The 16,740-nt window shown below is 65.0% G+C and carries 14 protein-coding genes and 1 tRNA gene; 12 read left to right on the top strand and 3 right to left on the bottom strand.

The window, feature by feature from the left end; genetic code table 11:
- The first annotated feature begins 301 nt into the window (after positions 1-301).
- Together B2V17_RS08030 and B2V17_RS08025 are read left to right on the top strand one after the other, a co-directional pair.
- Positions 302-1,117 (top strand): hypothetical protein, encoded by an 816-nt coding sequence (locus tag B2V17_RS08030; protein ID WP_292996817.1) that lies wholly within the window; start codon positions 302-304, stop codon positions 1,115-1,117.
- Positions 1,118-1,230: 113 nt separating this feature from the next.
- Complete coding sequence (locus B2V17_RS08025; RefSeq protein ID WP_292996816.1) at positions 1,231-2,391, top strand: glycosyltransferase family 4 protein; 1,161 nt, start codon at positions 1,231-1,233, stop codon at positions 2,389-2,391.
- Between the two features lie 22 nt (positions 2,392-2,413).
- Here the strand turns inward: B2V17_RS08025 and B2V17_RS08020 are convergent, their stop codons facing one another.
- Positions 2,414-2,872 (bottom strand): hypothetical protein, encoded by a 459-nt coding sequence (locus B2V17_RS08020; protein WP_292996815.1) that lies wholly within the window; start codon positions 2,870-2,872, stop codon positions 2,414-2,416.
- Positions 2,873-2,963: 91 nt separating this feature from the next.
- Here B2V17_RS08020 and B2V17_RS08015 point away from each other — a divergent pair, with 91 nt between their 5' ends.
- From B2V17_RS08015 to B2V17_RS07980, 8 genes are all read left to right on the top strand, one after another.
- A complete protein-coding gene (locus tag B2V17_RS08015; protein ID WP_292996814.1) occupies positions 2,964-4,283 on the top strand; it encodes a replication-associated recombination protein A in 1,320 nt (439 codons plus the stop codon).
- Complete coding sequence (locus tag B2V17_RS08010; RefSeq protein ID WP_292996813.1) at positions 4,280-5,152, top strand: hypothetical protein; 873 nt, start codon at positions 4,280-4,282, stop codon at positions 5,150-5,152. The genes B2V17_RS08015 and B2V17_RS08010 overlap by 4 nt, the downstream gene beginning before the upstream one ends.
- 31 nt (positions 5,153-5,183) lie before the next feature.
- A tRNA-Thr gene (locus B2V17_RS08005) sits at positions 5,184-5,259 on the top strand.
- Positions 5,260-5,393: 134 nt separating this feature from the next.
- A complete protein-coding gene (locus tag B2V17_RS08000) occupies positions 5,394-6,383 on the top strand; it encodes an acyl-CoA dehydrogenase family protein (protein WP_292996812.1) in 990 nt (329 codons plus the stop codon).
- Positions 6,380-7,534, top strand: a complete 1,155-nt coding sequence (locus B2V17_RS07995; protein WP_292996811.1) for an acyl-CoA dehydrogenase family protein — start codon at positions 6,380-6,382, stop codon at positions 7,532-7,534. The genes B2V17_RS08000 and B2V17_RS07995 overlap by 4 nt, the downstream gene beginning before the upstream one ends.
- A gap of 81 nt (positions 7,535-7,615) precedes the next feature.
- Positions 7,616-9,319 (top strand): DUF885 domain-containing protein, encoded by a 1,704-nt coding sequence (locus tag B2V17_RS07990; RefSeq protein WP_414690782.1) that lies wholly within the window; start codon positions 7,616-7,618, stop codon positions 9,317-9,319.
- A 141-nt stretch (positions 9,320-9,460) separates the two neighbouring features.
- Positions 9,461-10,282 carry a tryptophan 2,3-dioxygenase gene (locus B2V17_RS07985; RefSeq protein ID WP_292996810.1) on the top strand — a complete coding sequence of 274 codons (822 nt, stop codon included), beginning with the start codon at positions 9,461-9,463 and terminating at the stop codon, positions 10,280-10,282.
- A gap of 136 nt (positions 10,283-10,418) precedes the next feature.
- Positions 10,419-11,522: a class V aminotransferase gene (locus B2V17_RS07980; protein ID WP_292996809.1), complete on the top strand. Its 1,104-nt coding sequence runs from the start codon at positions 10,419-10,421 to the stop codon at positions 11,520-11,522.
- 69 nt (positions 11,523-11,591) lie between these two features.
- Here B2V17_RS07980 and B2V17_RS07975 read toward each other — a convergent pair whose 3' ends face one another.
- Together B2V17_RS07975 and queF are read right to left on the bottom strand one after the other, a co-directional pair.
- Positions 11,592-13,853 carry a TonB-dependent receptor gene (locus B2V17_RS07975; RefSeq protein WP_292996808.1) on the bottom strand — a complete coding sequence of 754 codons (2,262 nt, stop codon included), beginning with the start codon at positions 13,851-13,853 and terminating at the stop codon, positions 11,592-11,594.
- Between the two features lie 156 nt (positions 13,854-14,009).
- A complete protein-coding gene (gene queF / locus B2V17_RS07970) occupies positions 14,010-14,468 on the bottom strand; it encodes a preQ(1) synthase (protein ID WP_292996807.1) in 459 nt (152 codons plus the stop codon).
- A 108-nt stretch (positions 14,469-14,576) separates the two neighbouring features.
- Here queF and B2V17_RS07965 point away from each other — a divergent pair, with 108 nt between their 5' ends.
- Positions 14,577-15,764, top strand: coding sequence for a hypothetical protein (locus B2V17_RS07965; protein WP_292996806.1), 1,188 nt, complete (start codon positions 14,577-14,579; stop codon positions 15,762-15,764).
- 114 nt (positions 15,765-15,878) lie between these two features.
- The gene (sseA, locus tag B2V17_RS07960) at positions 15,879-16,739 is read left to right on the top strand and encodes a 3-mercaptopyruvate sulfurtransferase (RefSeq protein ID WP_292996805.1); all 861 of its coding nucleotides are present in this window, start codon (positions 15,879-15,881) and stop codon (positions 16,737-16,739) included.
- Position 16,740: the final 1 nt, after the last annotated feature.

Raw genomic sequence — 16,740 nt, 5'->3', positions numbered from 1 at the left:
ATTTAATGGGTCCTGAGCCTAGCTCCAGTCACCCTGAATCTCTTAAGCGGCAGCGGACACGGTATGCGAGACCGGGCTGGCGCGAAATTCCAAGTTGCTACCGAACAGCTGCGTTAGCCTGCATCGACAAAATTTAGCCGGAGGCCAACGTATGTCATTCGAACTTGATCGTCGCCGCGCCCTGCAGCTTGCAGGCTTGGGAGCGGCCTTGGCGACGCCCTTGGGTCGTCTAGCCGCACAGGGACCCGCCGGGAGCTTACCCATCGAGCTTAGCATCTGGGGCGGCAAGGGCGCTTTCAAAATGCACCCGCGCGCCGCGATCGTGACTTACCCGATCCGCTTCATTCTGGCCGCGGAGGCCAATGCCGGTGGCCGGGTCGGCATCTACCTGACCCTTAAAGGCCCGACCGAAGCGGACATGCGCGCGCTTGCCGCAGAAGCCCGCAACGACCTGGCTAGCCGGCTGGCCGCGATCGGCCTGCCAACGGTCCCACCGGCCGAACTGCTGGCCAATCCGGATTTCGCGGCGATGCCCAAGGTCCCTGGCGGTGCCAAGTGGGACGAAGGTGTGCTCGATCCGATGGGCAAGCGGCTGTGGTTCATGACCGGCAGCCCCGAAGCGCCGCTCCATCCCAGCTGGGGCAGCACAACCGGTTCTTCGGAAATGTTTTCGATTGGCAAGTTCAACCCGGCCAGCCGCTCGCTCAACGCGGTTTCAATTGCGCCATATCTGACGCTTGAATTCTCGACTCTGTCCGGATCGGTCAAATCGGGTAGCAAGGGCTCAACCGCCTGGGCTGGCGGCGAAATCCTGTTCGGATACAAGCCGCACTCGCACACCTATTTCTCAGCAGGCGGCAAGCGCTCGATCGAGAATGTTGGCGGCGGCTTCCAACCCAAGGGACGTGTGCTGATCGCACCAAGCAGGTTGCCCGGGCAGTTGAACTCAGGCGTGCAAGCCCCCAGCCCCGAACTTGCCAAGCGCATGGGCAATGCCCGGATCGACGAATTTGCAGTCGACATGGCTGCCTGGCGCGAATGGGTCCGCCAAGCCTATCGCAGCTACAACGCCGAATTGGCGCGCAACATTGTGGGCGCATTGCCCAAGCCGGGCTAGCCTCACAAACCTGCTCCAAAGCGCAATGGCCTAGCTCCATCGATCGCCGTGCTGGCGCGAAGTGCCAGTACGGGATGCTGGCGCGGGTCTTGTTGATCGGCTAAGGCGCGTAAATGGAGACTTCCGATCTGCGGATCGCCCTGATCAGCGGCAATTACAATTACGTCCGTGACGGAGCCAATCAGGCGCTGAACCGCCTGGTCGAATACCTGCTGCGCCAGGGCGCGCAGGTCCGGGTCTATTCGCCGACCACCGAAACGCCGGCCTTTGAGCCGCAGGGCGATCTGGTCAGTCTGCCCTCGCTGGCAATTCCGGGCCGCGCCGAGTACCGCGTTTCCACCGGGGTCAACCGCCGCATCCGCGGCGATCTGGCCGCGTTCAATCCCAACGTGGTCCACGTCGCCGCGCCCGACATCGGTTGCCACCGCGCGGTCACCTGGGCACGCAAGCAGGGCCTGCCCGTGCTCGCCTCGGTCCACACCCGGTTCGAGACCTATTTCCGCTATTACAACATGGCCTGGCTGGAGCCGGTTGTCGTGGCCATGCTGCGGCGGTTCTATCGCCGCTGCGATGCACTGGTGGCGCCATCGGACAGCTTCGCCCAAGTGCTTCGTGACCAGCGGATGAACTACGATATCGATATCTGGTCACGCGGAGTCGACCGCGAGATGTTCCATCCCGGCCTGCGCGATATGGCCTGGCGCCGCTCGCTCGGAATCGGCGATGACGAGGTTGTGGTCGGGTTCCACAGCCGGCTGGTGATGGAAAAGGGGCTCGATGTTTTTTCCGACACGATCGACCAGCTCCGCCGGCGTGGGGTAGTCCACCGCACTCTGATCGTCGGCGATGGCCCGGCCCGGCCATGGCTGGAAGCACGGCTGCCCGATGCAGTTTTCGCCGGGTTCATGTCGGGCAAGGACCTTGGCAAGGCGGTCGCCTCGATGGACGTGCTGTTCTTCCCCTCGACCACTGAGACCTTCGGCAATGTCAGCCTTGAGGCGATGGCCTGCGGCCTGCCGGTCGTCGCAGCGGCGGCCACCGGCAGCCAGAACCTGGTCGACAATGGCCGTTCGGGCCGGCTGATCCGTCCCGGCGCGGTCCACCAGTTCGCCGAGGCACTGCAGGCTTATGTGGCTGACCCGGCGCTGCGCCGCGCCCACGGCCAGGCCGGCGAGAAGCGCAGCGAGGCCTTTTCGTGGGATCAGATCAACCAGGTCGTGGCCGATACCTATATCCGGCTGATTCGCCAAAAGGGCGCGGCCCGGTCTGGCTGACTGGGTCTATGACCGGCAAGGCTTACCGCAGCGTACCATCTGCAGTCTTGCGCCGGGCAAACCACCATTGCAGCACGATCGCGCCAAGGATCACCAGCGGCATTACCTTCATTGCCGGCGTATCGAGTTCGGCTGGCATTGTTACGGTCATCTGGAAAGCAAAACTGGCCGCCGCCGCGATTAGGGAGAGCGCGAAAACGCGGGCCGCATGTCGTGAGCGAGCCAGCAGTAGTAGCGATCCCAACACCGACGACCAGACCCCCAGCGGCCATAGGATTTGTGCGAAAAACGGCATTCCTTCAACCAGAGCCAACATCTCTTCGGCCAGTTCCCGACTGCCGCCAGTTGCGCTTGTGACATAGTCAATGTTGCGCATTCGGGTCATCAGATAGTCATATCCGCCAAAGCCGTTCCACAACAGGCTGAATGCCGAGATAATCCAGAATGTCGCGGATGCCTTGCCCGTTGAATTGGTGTCCATTTTCCCCTCCTCCAGTTGGTTACTGATGCAACCAGGCTACGCCGCTTCGCGAATCGATGCAAATTTGCGCGGCAGGCGCTAACGGTGAGCGATGAGCGGCCTGTTCGAAGATGATTTGCCCACTGCCTTGCCGGCCGCACCCGATGCGGATGCCCCGCTCGCCGACCGGCTGCGCCCGCGCGGGCTGAGCGATGTTATCGGGCAGGAGCACCTGACCGGCCCTGAAGGTGCGATCGGGCGGATGGTCGCAGCCGGCAAGCTTTCGAGCATGATCCTGTGGGGTCCGCCGGGTACCGGCAAGACCAGCATCGCCCGCCTGCTGGCCGACGCGGTGGGGATGCGGTTCATCTCCGTCAGCGCGGTGTTTTCGGGCGTGGCCGACCTCAAGAAGGCCTTCGCCGAAGCGGAGACGGCCGCGAAGATGGGCCAGCGCACGCTACTGTTCGTGGACGAGATCCACCGCTTCAACCGCGCTCAGCAGGACGGCTTCCTGCCCTTTGTCGAACGCGGCACCGTGACCCTGGTCGGTGCGACGACCGAGAACCCCAGCTTTGCACTCAACGCCGCGCTGCTCAGCCGCGCGCAGGTGCTGATCCTCCACCGGCTTGATGCCAGAGCGCTCGACACGTTGCTGGCGCGCGGCGAGGAACTTGAAGGCCCGCTGCCGCTCACCGCCGAAGCGCGCGAGGCGCTCGTCGCCAGCGCCGACGGCGACGGGCGATTCCTGCTCAATCAGGCCGAAACGCTCTACAACGCGCAGATCCCCGAACCGCTGGATCCGGCCGGCCTCGGCAAGTTCCTGCAGCGCCGGGTCGCGGTCTATGACAAGGACCGTGACGGGCACTACAATCTGATTTCCGCGCTGCACAAGGCGCTGCGCGGATCGGATCCTCAGGCCAGCCTCTATTACATGGCGCGGATGCTGACTGCCGGGGAGGAACCGCTGTATGTTCTGCGGCGGCTGGTGCGCTTTGCCAGCGAGGATATCGGCCTCGCCGATCCGCAAGCGCTGGTCCAGTGCCTCGCCGCCAAGGATGCCTACCAGTTCCTCGGCAGCCCAGAGGGCGAACTGGCGATCGTCCAGGCCTGCCTCTACCTCGCCACCGCGCCCAAATCGAACGCGGCCTATGCCGCGCAAAAGGCGGCCTGGAAAAGCGCCAAGGAAACCGGCAGCCTTTCCCCGCCCGCCAACATCCTCAACGCCCCGACCAAGCTGATGAAGGACATCGGCTATGGCAAGGACTACGCCTACGACCACGAGGCCGAGGACGGCTTTTCGGGAGCCAATTACTGGCCCGAAGGGATGGAACCGGCGCAGTACTACAAGCCGGTCGAACGCGGGTTCGAGCGCGAGGTACTGAAGCGCCTGGAGTGGTGGGAGAAGAAGCGGGCCGAACGGCGCGGCGAATGAATCCCGCGCGATTTCGGCACTTCGCTGCGATCGACTGGTCCGGCGCGGCGGGTGAGCGTCACCATGGGATTGCCGTCGCGCTTTGCCCGGCGGGCGATGCTGCGCCTGAACTCGTCCGCCCTGGCCATCGCTGGTCGCGCGGTGAGGTTCTGGAATGGCTGACCGACCAGCTTCCCGCCGATACTTTGGTCGGCATCGACCTCAGCATGAGCTTTGCCCACGCCGATTGCGGAGCCTATTTTCCCGGCTGGGCTGGCAGTCCGCCACATGCTCGCGCGCTATGGTCACTGGTCGAGCAGGTCTGCGGCAACGAACTGCACCTCGGCGCTACCACTTTTGCCGATCACCCCGATCTCGCCCCGCACTTTCGCCGCCACGGCGGGCGCGAAGGCGCGGCGTTTGGCGGTGGACGCGGACGCTTTCGCGAGACCGAGCATGGCCAGGCCCGCGCCGGTTGCCGGCCCTACAGCAACTTCAACCTGGTCGGCGCGGCGCAGGTCGGCAAGGGCAGCCTGGCCGGAATGCGGCTGCTGCACCGCCTGTCCGGCATCCACGCAATCTGGCCGTTCGATCCGTTGCCCGAGCGCGGCTCGGTGTTGGTTGAGATCTACACCACGCTGGCCGCGATCGCCGCGGGTAGAACTGCAGGGCGCTCAAAGATGCGCGACTGGATCGAACTGAATCTCGCGCTGGCCAATCTTGGCAGCAAGTCGGCGTGCGGCAACGGCCCGCTTAGCGATCACGCCTCGGACGCATTGCTTGCCGCCGCCTGGCTCCGTAAAGTCGCGCACGAGCCCGCGCTGTGGCAACCGCCGCTGCTGACCGATCAATTGGCGCAACGCGAGGGCTGGACCTTCGGCGCTACCTGAGGCTAAGGACGCCTGCACATAAGACCACGTTGCCGGCTTAGCTCAGTTGGTAGAGCACCTGATTTGTAATCAGGGGGCCACGGGTTCGAATCCTGTAGCCGGCACCATTTTTGAACCAGGAGCTTGTGCAGGCCAGAACCGTCCAACCCGTGGCTGAGTAATCGGTTTGTCGGCATCCGCCGACGTGGGGGTTCGAATCCTGTAGCCGGCACCATTTTTCGCCAGGGAGCGTGCAGCCGCAATGCTTGCAGAAATGATCCAGCGCCTGTTTGAGCGATCGCTCGACGACGCAGCGCAGGCGCAGGCGCGCGAGGGGCAGTGGAACGCGCCGCTGTGGGCCGAGGTTGAGGAAATGGGCTTGCCGCTGGCGCTGCTCAGCGAGGAGCAGGGCGGGTTTGGCCTGTCCGCCGCCGAACAGGGTGAAGCGCTGCGGCTGCTGGGCAGTCTGGCCGTGCCGCTGCCCGTGGCCGAGACGATGGGCGCCAACCGCCTGCTCGCCAAGGCGGGGCTGCCGTTGGCCGAAGGCCCGGCCGGTCTCGCCCGCGCCAATCATCTGACGCTGGAAGGCGGGATCCTCAAGGGCCGGGTCGAGAGGGTTGCCTGGGGCGAGAACCTCGATTGCCTGGTTTTGGCAGTTGGCGACACGCTGTACCGCGTGCCGCGCAGCGGCTGGTCGCTGGCCGAGGCCGGCACCGCGCTGAACTTCCATCCCCGCCCCGCGCTGGAGATCGCCTGGGAAGCCGATGCCCTGGCCCCCGCCCCGCATTGCCCGCTGGCCGAAGGCGCAACGCTGCGCGCGTTCCAGATTGCCGGCGCGCTCGAAGCGGCGCTCGACATGACGCTGGAACACACCGCCACCCGCGTGCAGTTCGGCAAGCCGCTGCAGAAGAACCAGGTGGTCCAGCACGAACTGGCCAAGCTCGCCGGCGAACTGGCCTGCGCCACCGCCGCGGCTGACCTTGCCGCCGAAGCGCTGGAGCGCGGCGACGCGCTGGGCGTGGCCGCCGGGTCGCTCCGCGCCCGCGAAGCCGCCGGCAACGGTGCGGGCATCGCCACCCAGATGCATGGCGCGATCGGCTTCACCCGCGAGCATGCCTTGCACCTTTACACCACCGCACTGTGGACCTGGCGCGACGAGTTCGGCGGTCAGGTCCATTGGGCAACCATGCTGGGCCGGCCGGCAGTCGCCGCCGGCGGCGAAGGCTACTGGCCGATGGTGACCGCGCTATGAGCAAGATCCCGTTCCCCTCACCGCCGCTTGATTCGGATGAAGTGCTGGCGCTTCGCAGTGAATTCCGCGCCTTCCTCGACCAGCAGCTGGGCCACCGCACGCCGCGTCAGCGCAGCGACAACTGGTACGGCTTCAGCCGCGAATTCTCGCTGGCGATGGGTCAGGCCGGATACCTCGGGATGACCTGGCCCAAGCAATACGGCGGGCACGAACGCAGCGCCTACGAACGCTATGTCATCGTCGAGGAATCACTGGCCTTTGGCGCTCCGGTCGGCGCGCACTGGATTGCCGACCGCCAGTCCGGCCCCTCGATCATCAAGTTCGGCACCGACGAGCAGAAGGAAACGATCCTGCCGCGCATCGCCAAGGGCGAGCTGGCCTTCGGGATCGGGATGAGCGAGCCGGACTCCGGCTCCGACCTCGCCGCGACCCGGACTAAGGCGGTGCGCGATGGCGATGTCTACCGCGTCACCGGGACCAAGGTCTGGACCAGCTTCGCGCATGAGGCGGACTATGTGATCCTGTTCTGCCGGACCAGCGGCACCCCCGCAGACCGGCACATGGGCACCAGCCAGCTGCTGGTTGACCTCAAGAACACCCCCGGCCTGACGATCCGCCCGATCATTGACCTTGCTGGCCAGCATCACTTCAACGAGATGCATTTCGAGGACGCGATCGTCCCGGCCAAGAACCTGCTCGGCCAGGAAGGCGATGGCTGGAACCAGGTGATGAGCGAGCTGGCGTTCGAGCGTTCCGGCCCCGAACGGTTCCTCTCTTCGATCGAGCTGATGTATCAGCTGATTGAGATGCTGAAGGGCCGCGAGGACGATGCTGCCATGGCCACGATCGGGCGGCTCACCGCGCAGCTTGCAGTTCTGCGCCGCCTGTCGCGCTCGGTCGCGGCGATGCTGCAAAACAAGCAGGATGCCGGCTTGCAGGCGTCAATCGTCAAGGATGTCGGCGCGGTTTGGGAGCAGACCCTGCCCGATTTCGCCCGCCAGCTGGTCGATGCCGAGGCCGACCCGCGCAGTCAGGCAGCCTATGCCGGGGTACTCGCCAACATCGTCCACAACGCGCCGAGCTGGTCGCTGCGCGGTGGGACACGCGAGATCCTGCGCGGGATCATCGCGCGCGGGCTGGGAACTCGGTAGGGCGGGATCGACCAACGCCACTTGTTTCGATGGAAACTATCGCCCAAGCTGGCGAGAGCTGCATTTCCGGAGAGACCCATGATGCTTCGCCGCCCTTTCACCGCGCTGCTGCTCGCCACAGCGCTCGCGTCCTGCAACATGGCGCCGACTGCGGGAACCACTGCCCAAGCGCCCTGGGCTGAATTCACCAAGGCGGCGATCGACGGCTGGCTGAAGCAGGATCCCTACTTTGCGGTCTATCAGGGCGCGCACCAGTACGATGGCAAGTTTGCCGACTGGACTGCAGCGGGCCTGAAGGCGCGGGGCGATTTCCTGCGCAAGGTGATCGCCGACGCCAAGGGCTATGACAAGCTGGAAGGCCGCGACCGGTTTGAGCGCGATTACATGGTCAAGGTTGCCGAAGGGCAGCTGTTCTGGCTGGAAACTGCCGATCAGCCGCACACCAATCCGGGCTGGTATGTCGGAGCCTTCGATCCCAACGTCTACCTGACCCGCGAATATGCAGACAAGCCGACCCGTGCCAAGGCGCTCGCCCAGTTCCTTGAAGGCGTTCCCGCCGCCGCCGCGCAGATCAAGGCCAACCTGAAGGGTCCGATCGCCGCGCCGCTGGTCACCTATGGTGTTTCGGCCTTTCAGGGCTATGCCGAGTTTTACCCCAAGGACGCGCTGAGCACCTTTGCCGATGTAGAGGACCCCGCGCTGCAGCAGCGGCTCAAGGACGCCAGTGCCAAGGCAGCCGCAGCGATGAGCGACCTTGCGACCTGGCTTAAAGGTCAGGAAGGCGCTAATGCCTCTTTTGCCCTGGGACCGGACCGGTTCGCCCAGATGCTGCGCGATACCGAGGCGGTCGATGTTCCGCTCGATCAGCTTGAAGCAGTCGGCGAGGCCGATCTCAAGCGCAACCGGGATGCACTCAAGGCTGCCTGCGACCAGTTCGCTCCGGGGCAGACCATCCCGGCCTGCATGGACAAGATGGGTGCCAACAAGCCGGTCGGCGGCGCGGTAGCCGAAGCGACCAGCCAGATCCCGATGCTGACGGCCTTCGTGAAGGAAAAGGACCTCGTCTCGATCCCCGGCACCGAGCAGGCGCTGGTCCGACAAAGCCCGCCCTATAACGCGCAGAACGGCGCCTATATCGATCCGCCGGGACCTTACGAAAAGGGCATCCCCTCGATCTACTACATCGCCGCGCCCGATCCTTCGTGGCCCGCCGACAAGCAGGCCGACTACATCCCGGGCAAGGACGACCTGATGTTCACCTCGATCCACGAGGTGATGCCGGGGCACTTCCTGCAATTCCTCCACGCCAACCGCGCGCCGTCGTTCTTCGGGCGGCTGTTCGTCGGCTACGCGTTCGCCGAAGGCTGGGCGCATTACAGCGAAGAAATGATGTGGGAAGCCGGGCTCGGCAACGGCGATCCCGAAATCCACATCGGCCAGCTTTCCAACGCCCTGCTGCGTGATTGCCGCTTCCTTTCTGCGATCCGGCTCCACACCAAGGGTATGACGATCGAGCAATCGACCAGGTTCTTCCAGGATGCCTGCTATCAGGGCGAAGGCACGGCCGAGCAGCAGGCCCGGCGCGGGGCCTATGATCCGGCCTACCTCAACTATACGCTGGGCAAGCTGATGATCCGCAAGCTGCGCGAAGACTGGACCGCAACGCGCGGCGGGCGGCAGGGCTGGAAGGCGTTCCACGACGAATTCCTGACCTATGGCGGCCCGCCAATCCCGCTGGTCCGCCAGGCGATGATGAAGGAAGATGCGCCCAAGGCGGTGTTCTGACTAAAGTCCGCTCATCCTGAGGAGCGGCTGAGTGCTGAGCTTGTCGAAGCATCGAAGTCGCGTCTCGAAGGACCCGCGCGAGGGTGGTTCGAGACGGGCCTTCGACTTCGCTCAGTCCCTCCTCACCATGAGCGGAGATGGATGCAAAATTCCAGCAACGAGCGATTCAGCATGACCAAGACCATGACCTATGCCCGCTACCTCGCGCTCGACGATCTGCTCGGGGCGCAACACCCGCGTTCCGATTGCGATGACGAGATGCTGTTCATCGTCATCCACCAGACCAAGGAACTGTGGCTGAAGCAGATGATCCGCGAGCTTCGGCTGGCGCTGGCGCAGGTCCGCGCCGATGCGCTGGTTCCGGCCTACAAGGCGCTGGCTCGGGTCAGCCGGATCCAGGCGGTGATGACGCTGAGCTGGGATGTCCTCGCGACGATGACGCCGAGCGACTACACCCGCTTTCGCGACGTGCTCGGCCCATCGAGCGGATTCCAGTCCGACCAGTTCCGCACGGTCGAATATATGCTGGGGCTGAAGGACGCGCGGTTTCTGGCCTATCAGGATGACCGCCCCGAAGCCCGCGCCGCGCTGGAAGCCGCGCTTGCCGCGCCAAGCCTGTGGGACGAGGCGCTTGCCGCGGCGGCCCGCGCGGGGCTGTCGATTCCGGCTGAGGTGCTAGAGCGCGATGTGACGCAGGCCTATACCGCGCATCCGGCAGTCGAGGCCGCGTTTCTGGAAGTCTATCGCCAGCCGGAGCGGTATTGGGATCTCTACCAGCTGGCCGAAAAGCTGGTCGATCTGGACGATGCCATGGCCACCTGGCGGCACAAGCATGTGCTGACGGTTGAGCGCGTGATCGGCGGCAAACGCGGGACCGGCGGCACTGCCGGGGCGAGCTACCTGCACTCGACCCTGAGCAAGCGCGCCTTTCCCGAACTGTGGTCATTGCGGACTTCGCTGTGAGTGCGTTTTCACCCGAAATTCCCTATTTCTCCCCTCCCCTTGGGGAGGGGCCGGGGGTGGGGGTTCGACACCGGCGCGGAACCCCCACCCCAACCCCTCCCCAAAGGGTAGGGGCTCGTCGGGAGCGGATCGAAGGATGACCTTCAAGCACCTCTTTTCGCGCGCGCTCGAAGCTGCGCCAAGCCGGCTGCACTTTGCCGCGCACAGCCATCACCTCTGGCCCGATGCGAGCTACGCTGGCCAGATCGCGGCGTGGGAAGAAGCAGCGATGCTGGCCGATCACAAATGGGACAAGATCTTCGGCGAGGTCATTCCCGAAGCGCAGCGGCACATCGCCCGCGAGCTTTCATTGCCCGACCCGGCGACAATCGCCTTTTCGCCCAATACGCACGACTTTCTGGTGCGGATCGTCTCAGCCATGCCGATGGACCGCCCGCGCGTGCTGGCCAGCGACTGCGAGTTTCACTCGTTCCGCCGCCAGTCGCTACGCTGGGCCGAGGCGGGCCGGATTGCGCTGACTACGGTGCCTTTGGAGCGGCTGGTCGAGGAAGCGGAGACCGGCGCCTATGATCTGATCTTTGCCAGCCAGGTCCAGTTTAATTCCGGGCGCGTGCTGCCGGGGATTGAGCGGCTGGCGGCGCTGGCCCGGCCCGAAGGTCCGTGGGTGGTGATCGATGGCTACCACGGCTTTATGGCCACGCCGACCGACCTTTCTGCCGTGGCCGACCGGGTATTCTACCTCGCGGGTGGCTACAAATACGCGATGGCGGGCGAAGGGGTCTGCTTCCTCCACGCCCCGGCTGGCTATGGCCCACGCCCCGAGGTGACCGGCTGGTACGCCGCCTTCGATGACCTCGCCGCGCGGCAGGGCGGAGTCGGCTATGCCCCCGACGGACGGCGCTTCCTGGGCAGTACCTTCGATCCGAGCGGCCTCTACCGCTTCAACGCGGTGCAGCGAATGCTGAAGGCCGAGGGCCTCGATACCGCAGCTATTTCAGCGCATTGCGAAAAGCTCAAGGCGCGCTTCCTCGCCGTCGATCCGCTGCCGCAGCTCGCGATGCTGAGCGAGCCGCAAGCCCGCTTCATCGCGCTGCAAGGGCCTGCTGCGCCTGCCTTGTACGAGAGCCTCACCGCGCGCAATGTCGTCACCGACCTGCGCGGGGACGTACTCCGGATCGGCTTCGGCCTCTATCAGAACGAAGCCGACGTCGATGCGCTTCTGGCTATGCTCCGGACCTGAATGCAACATCGCCGGAGTCCGCAATCGGACCCCGGCGACGTTCTTTTCCGATGTGCCTGGCGGTAGGGCCTAGAACTTCACGCCCACTTCCACGCCCCAGATCCGCGGTTCGTTGACCATCGCGGTGAGGTTGTTGAAGTCGATGCCCGAGACCGCCGATACATCGTTGGTGATGTTCCGACCGAACGCAGCGATGTCGAAACGGTCGGTGCGATAACCGATCCGCAGACCGCCTTCGAGCATGTTGTCGTCGCTGAACTCGACCGAGTTGTAGAGGAAGAACTGGATCTTCGAGCGATAGGCCCAGTCGGTGAACAGGTAGACGTGGCCATTGCCGACCGGCGCTTCGTAACCGGCGGTCCAGTTGGCGATCCAGCGCGGGCTCTGCGGCAGCTGGTTGCCGTTGATCGAATAGATCCCCGGGCTGCCCACGCGCTGGGTGTTGGTCACCGTGCAAGGCGCGCCGCAACCGGCGACATAGAGGTTGGGATCCTTGATCTCGTTGTGATTGTACGAAAGCCCTGCAGACAGCGTCAGCCCTTCGACCGGCTTGGCTTCGAATTCGGCTTCGAAGCCGTATCCGTCGACCTTGTCGGCATTGATCAGCGTGGTGAAGTTCGACGCCCCGCCCACTGCGGTCAGCTGCATGTCGTTGGTGCTGAAGTAGAACCCGGTCAGGTTGAAGCGGGCCTTGTTGCCCAGCGTCGACTTGAGCCCGGCTTCGTAGCTCATCGTGGTTTCCTTGTCGGCGACCGACAGCGTCCGTCCGAATGCAAGGCGGCCCTGGATCGACGGCGCGCGATAGCCGCGGGCGACCCGCGCGAAGACGTTGACATCCGCGCTGAGCGGCGCGGTTGCCGAAACATCCCAGGTCAGCACGTTCCCGCTGACTTGTGCAGTCTGCGGAGTAACCGGGCCGCCAAAGCCGAGGAAGCCGGGACGGGTATCGACCGGGCGAGCCGCCACCATGTCGCGCTTGTCGTGGTTGTAGCGCATGCCGGCCTGAAGCTTGAGGCCGCTTTCGAACTGGTAGTTGACCGAGCCGAACAGGCCCAGGGCATCGCTGTCCTGACGCTGGGTGGCGATCGCCGCCGGGGTGGTGTCAGTCGGCGCACCGAAATCGTAGCTGGTGATGTCCAGCTTTTCGTTGAACACGAAGACACCCAGCTGATAGCCGAGCCCGCCCGTGTTGTTCGAGGCAATGCGCAGTTCCTGGGTGAACTGGTCAAGGCTCGGCACGTCGTCCTGCGACTGGGCCGAGAACGGGATGAAGCCCGGTCCCATCGTCGGAGCGAACTGGTTGCCGAAGCCGCCATCGATATCGCCGCGGCTGGCGAGGTTGCCATTCCAGTACGACGTGACCGAGGTGATCGTCACCGGACCGGCATCGTATTCCGCCGTGAACCCGACGTTGTAATTGTTAAGCCGCTGGAAGTTGAGGCCATCGGCGCGGGTCTTGCGGCGGTCGAATTCGGTGGCCGGACCGCCGAGCCCGATCAGCGTGTTGCTGCCCTTGGCAAAGGCATTGGCGCGGAACACGCGGGCGCTGCCTTCGAAAGTGCGGACCTGCCCGGTCAGCCGCAGGGTCAGCGCATCGCCGGCCTTGGCCTGCAATTGCAGGCGCGCGGCAAAATCGTCGAACCCTTCAAGATCGTTGCCGCCAGCAATGTCGACGTTATCGACCCAGTTGTTGCGGTGCTGGTAGAGCATCGAGACGCGGGCCGAAATGCCGTCAGTCAGGTCGCCGCCCACGCCGCCTTCGGCGTTGATCGTGCCGAAGCTGCCATAGCTGGCGCGAACATAGTTCTTGCCCTTGGCGTCTGGCTTGACGCTGTCGAACTTGACGATCCCGGCCGGGGTGTTGCGGCCGAACAGGGTGCCCTGCGGCCCGCGCAGCACTTCGACGCGGTCAAGATCGAACACCGGGAAGCCCTTCAGGATCGGGTTTTCCAGCACGACATCGTCATAGACCAGGCTGACCGGCTGCGAGGCGTTGAGATCGAAATCGGTGTTGCCCAGGCCGCGGATGTAGAAGCGCGGGAAAGTGCGGCCGAACGAGCTTTCGATGTTGAGGCTGGGAACCCGGCCCGAAAGTGCGCGGATATCTGCCCCTGCGCCGCTGACGGCCTGCAGCGTATCGCCGCCGAGCGTGGCGACCGAGAGCGGCACGTCCTTCTGGTTTTCGGCGCGGCGCTGCGCGGTAACGATGATTTCGTCCAGACCTTCGTCGTCAGCGGCGGCATCCTGCGCCAGTGCGGGCGCTGCAGCCGAAAGAGTCAGGCCGATTGCCAGGGCGGCGGCGGAAAAGCGAAGCGAAGCGGAAAGTTTCATGAAAACTCCGTCAATTGGGAATGGATTGCGCGATGTGCTGCCTGCGCTAGCCAAGCCGCCCCACGGCTCAAGGGCAGAGCCTGCCATGGGACAATTTTCCCGACGACCTGTTGCGCGAAAGCCGCGCATTCGGGCGCGTTATGACAAAACTATGACCTAACCGCGACCGCGATAGCTCGCCACGCCCTGATCAGGCACCCACAGTCCTTCGGGGGCCGCGCCGCTTTGCCAGAACACGTCGATCGGGATGCCGCCGCGCGGATACCAGTAGCCGCCGATCCGCAGCCAGCGCGGCTGCATTTCGGTGAACAGGCGCTGGGCGATGCCGACGGTGACGTCCTCATGGAACCCGGCATGGTTGCGGAAGCTGCCGAGGAACAGCTTGAGGCTCTTTGATTCGACGATCGTTTCCCCTGGCGCATAGTCGATCACCAGGTGGGCAAAATCGGGCTGACCAGTGACCGGGCAAAGCGAAGTGAACTCGGGCGCGGCGAAGCGGACCAGATAGAGCGAGCCGGGGCGCGGGTTGGGGACATAGTCGAGCACCGCGGCTTCGGGCGAGACTGGAAGCGTGCTGGACTGCCCCAGATGCAGGGGTGTGGGTGTGTCTGACATGTCACGCGCCATGCCTCTATCGCGGCCCAAGCACAAGTCGGCGGTTGGAATGCGCGGGTTCACTTCCTATTCAGTGCCAGGGGCGCTAGCAGCCCGGGACGCGCTGATATGAACACGACTATGCACCAGGCAGGGGGGATTCGATCCGCCGCAAGCGCAATTGCGCTGACGCTGGCGCTCGTCCCGCTGGCAGTGCAGGCCCAATCGGCCAGCGACTGGCGCTTGCCCGGTGCCACGGTCCGCCCCGCCCCGCCGGGGTCGCAAGGCCCGGTCGATCGCGACAACCCGGTGGTGACGACCGCGGTTCCGCGTCCGACGCAGAGCACTGCGCCTGCGCCGACGCCTTCCGCAAGCCAGCCGGCCCCGACCGCCAGTGCCGCACCCTCGCCCGCCGCCAGCCGCACCGCGACCCCGCGCGCGGTCACGCCTGCTCCGCGCCAAACCGGCACTGCCGCCAGTTCCAGCGCTGTGCCTTCAGCGACAGTTCCTACGCAGGCCAACGGCGCAATTCCGTCGTCCGCAGCGGCCACCGACTTCCCGGCGCTGCCGACCAACATTCCCGCTGCGCCGGCGGTGACGCCTGTGGCGACCGACGCCAGTTCGGGGTGGTATTGGCCATGGATCGCCGGCGGCACGGCGCTGCTCGCGCTGATCTTTGCCGGGCTGTGGTGGCGTCGCCGCAAGGAGACCGAAACACCGCCGATCGTGTTCGAGCGCCCGGTCGTGGCAACCCCGCCCGCGCCTCCGGCGGCAGCGCCGGTGCCGGCTCCGGCAGTCTTGCCCGAGCCGCAACTGTCGATCGAAGTTCCGGGCGGACTTGGCATCACGCTCGAAGCCCGGAGGATGAGCGCTTCGCTGATGGCAACCACCCTGTCCTATGCGCTGCGGCTGACCAACAACGGTTCCGAAGCCTTGTCCGGTCTGGCGGTGGAAGGCGACATGATTTCGGCCCACGCCTCACTCCCGCCCGAACAGCAGATCGCCAACGATGGCCACCGGCTTGAGCCGCGGCACAATCTGCTTACGCTCGCCCCGGGAGAGAGCGCGGAATTCACCGGCGATTTCCGCCTGCCGCTGACTGCGGTGACGCCGATTCGGGCCGGCGACGCTGCCTATTTCGTGCCCTTGGCCCGGCTGCGGGTTGAGGCCAGCAATGCCAGAGGCGAATCGCTGGTCCGCGCGCAAACCTATGTCGTGGGCGAACTGCCTGAGGCTCCGGGTGCGGCGCTCAAGCCGTTTCGGCTCGATCTGGGCCCCCGGACTTACTCCAAAGTCGGCCAGCGGGCAGTAGATTGAGCATTTCCCCCCTCGACGCGCCGCGTCGGCGGGTCTAGTCTTCTTCGCAATTGCAGCGAAAACAGGGGCGCTGCAATGGCCGTGGAGGACGGCCTTCAGGAGGAAGCAAGAATCATGGAAAGTCTGGTTTCGACCGAGTGGCTCGCCAACGAAATGGGCGCGAGCGACCTTCGGATCGTCGATTGCACCAAGCATCTGCCCGGCACCGGGCGGGATCCGCAGGCTGAATACGAAGCCGGCCACATTCCGGGGGCGGTCTTCATGGACCTGGGCGACCTGGTCGACAGCAATGCCCCGGTTGAAAACACTCTGCCCCCGGCAGAGAAGTTCGCCAGCCGGATGCAGTCGCTCGGCCTCGGCGATGGCAGCCGGATCGTGCTTTACGATGACAGTGCAGTGAAGACTTCGGCCCGCGCCTGGTTCATGCTCAAGATGTTCGGCGCGCACGATGTGGCGATCCTCGATGGCGGCCTCGCCAAGTGGAAGGCCGAAGGCCGCCCGCTGGCGCAAGGCAAGGAAACATTGCGTCACCGCCACTTCACCGTGTGGCAGGATGACAAGAATGTGCGGACCAAGGCCAACGTCCTGGCCAACCTCCATTCGAAGGACGAACAGGTGATCGATGCCCGCGGCGCCAAGCGCTGGTCGGGCGAGGAAGCCGATCCGCGCCCCAACATTGCCAGCGGCCACATCCCGGGATCGTTCAACGTACCCTTCACCGAAGTCTACAACGCCGACGGCACCTTCAAGGACAAGGCCGACATCCGTGCCACCTTCGAAGCAGCCGGGGTCGATCTGGCGAAGCCGGTGATCACCTCTTGCGGCAGCGGCGTGACCGCCTGCGTGCTGATCTTTGCGATGCATCTGGCCGGCAAGGACGACGCGGCGCTTTACGATGGCAGCTGGACCGAATGGGGCAACGATCCCGACACCCCCAAGGCGGTGAAAGCCGCAAGTTCCGACACGGAAACCTGAC

The organism is Novosphingobium sp. UBA6272 (assembly GCF_002440635.1).
Lineage (GTDB): Bacteria > Pseudomonadota > Alphaproteobacteria > Sphingomonadales > Sphingomonadaceae > Novosphingobium.
Note: the sequence above shows the minus strand (reverse complement) of the source record. Positions and strands in the feature narration are given on the sequence as shown.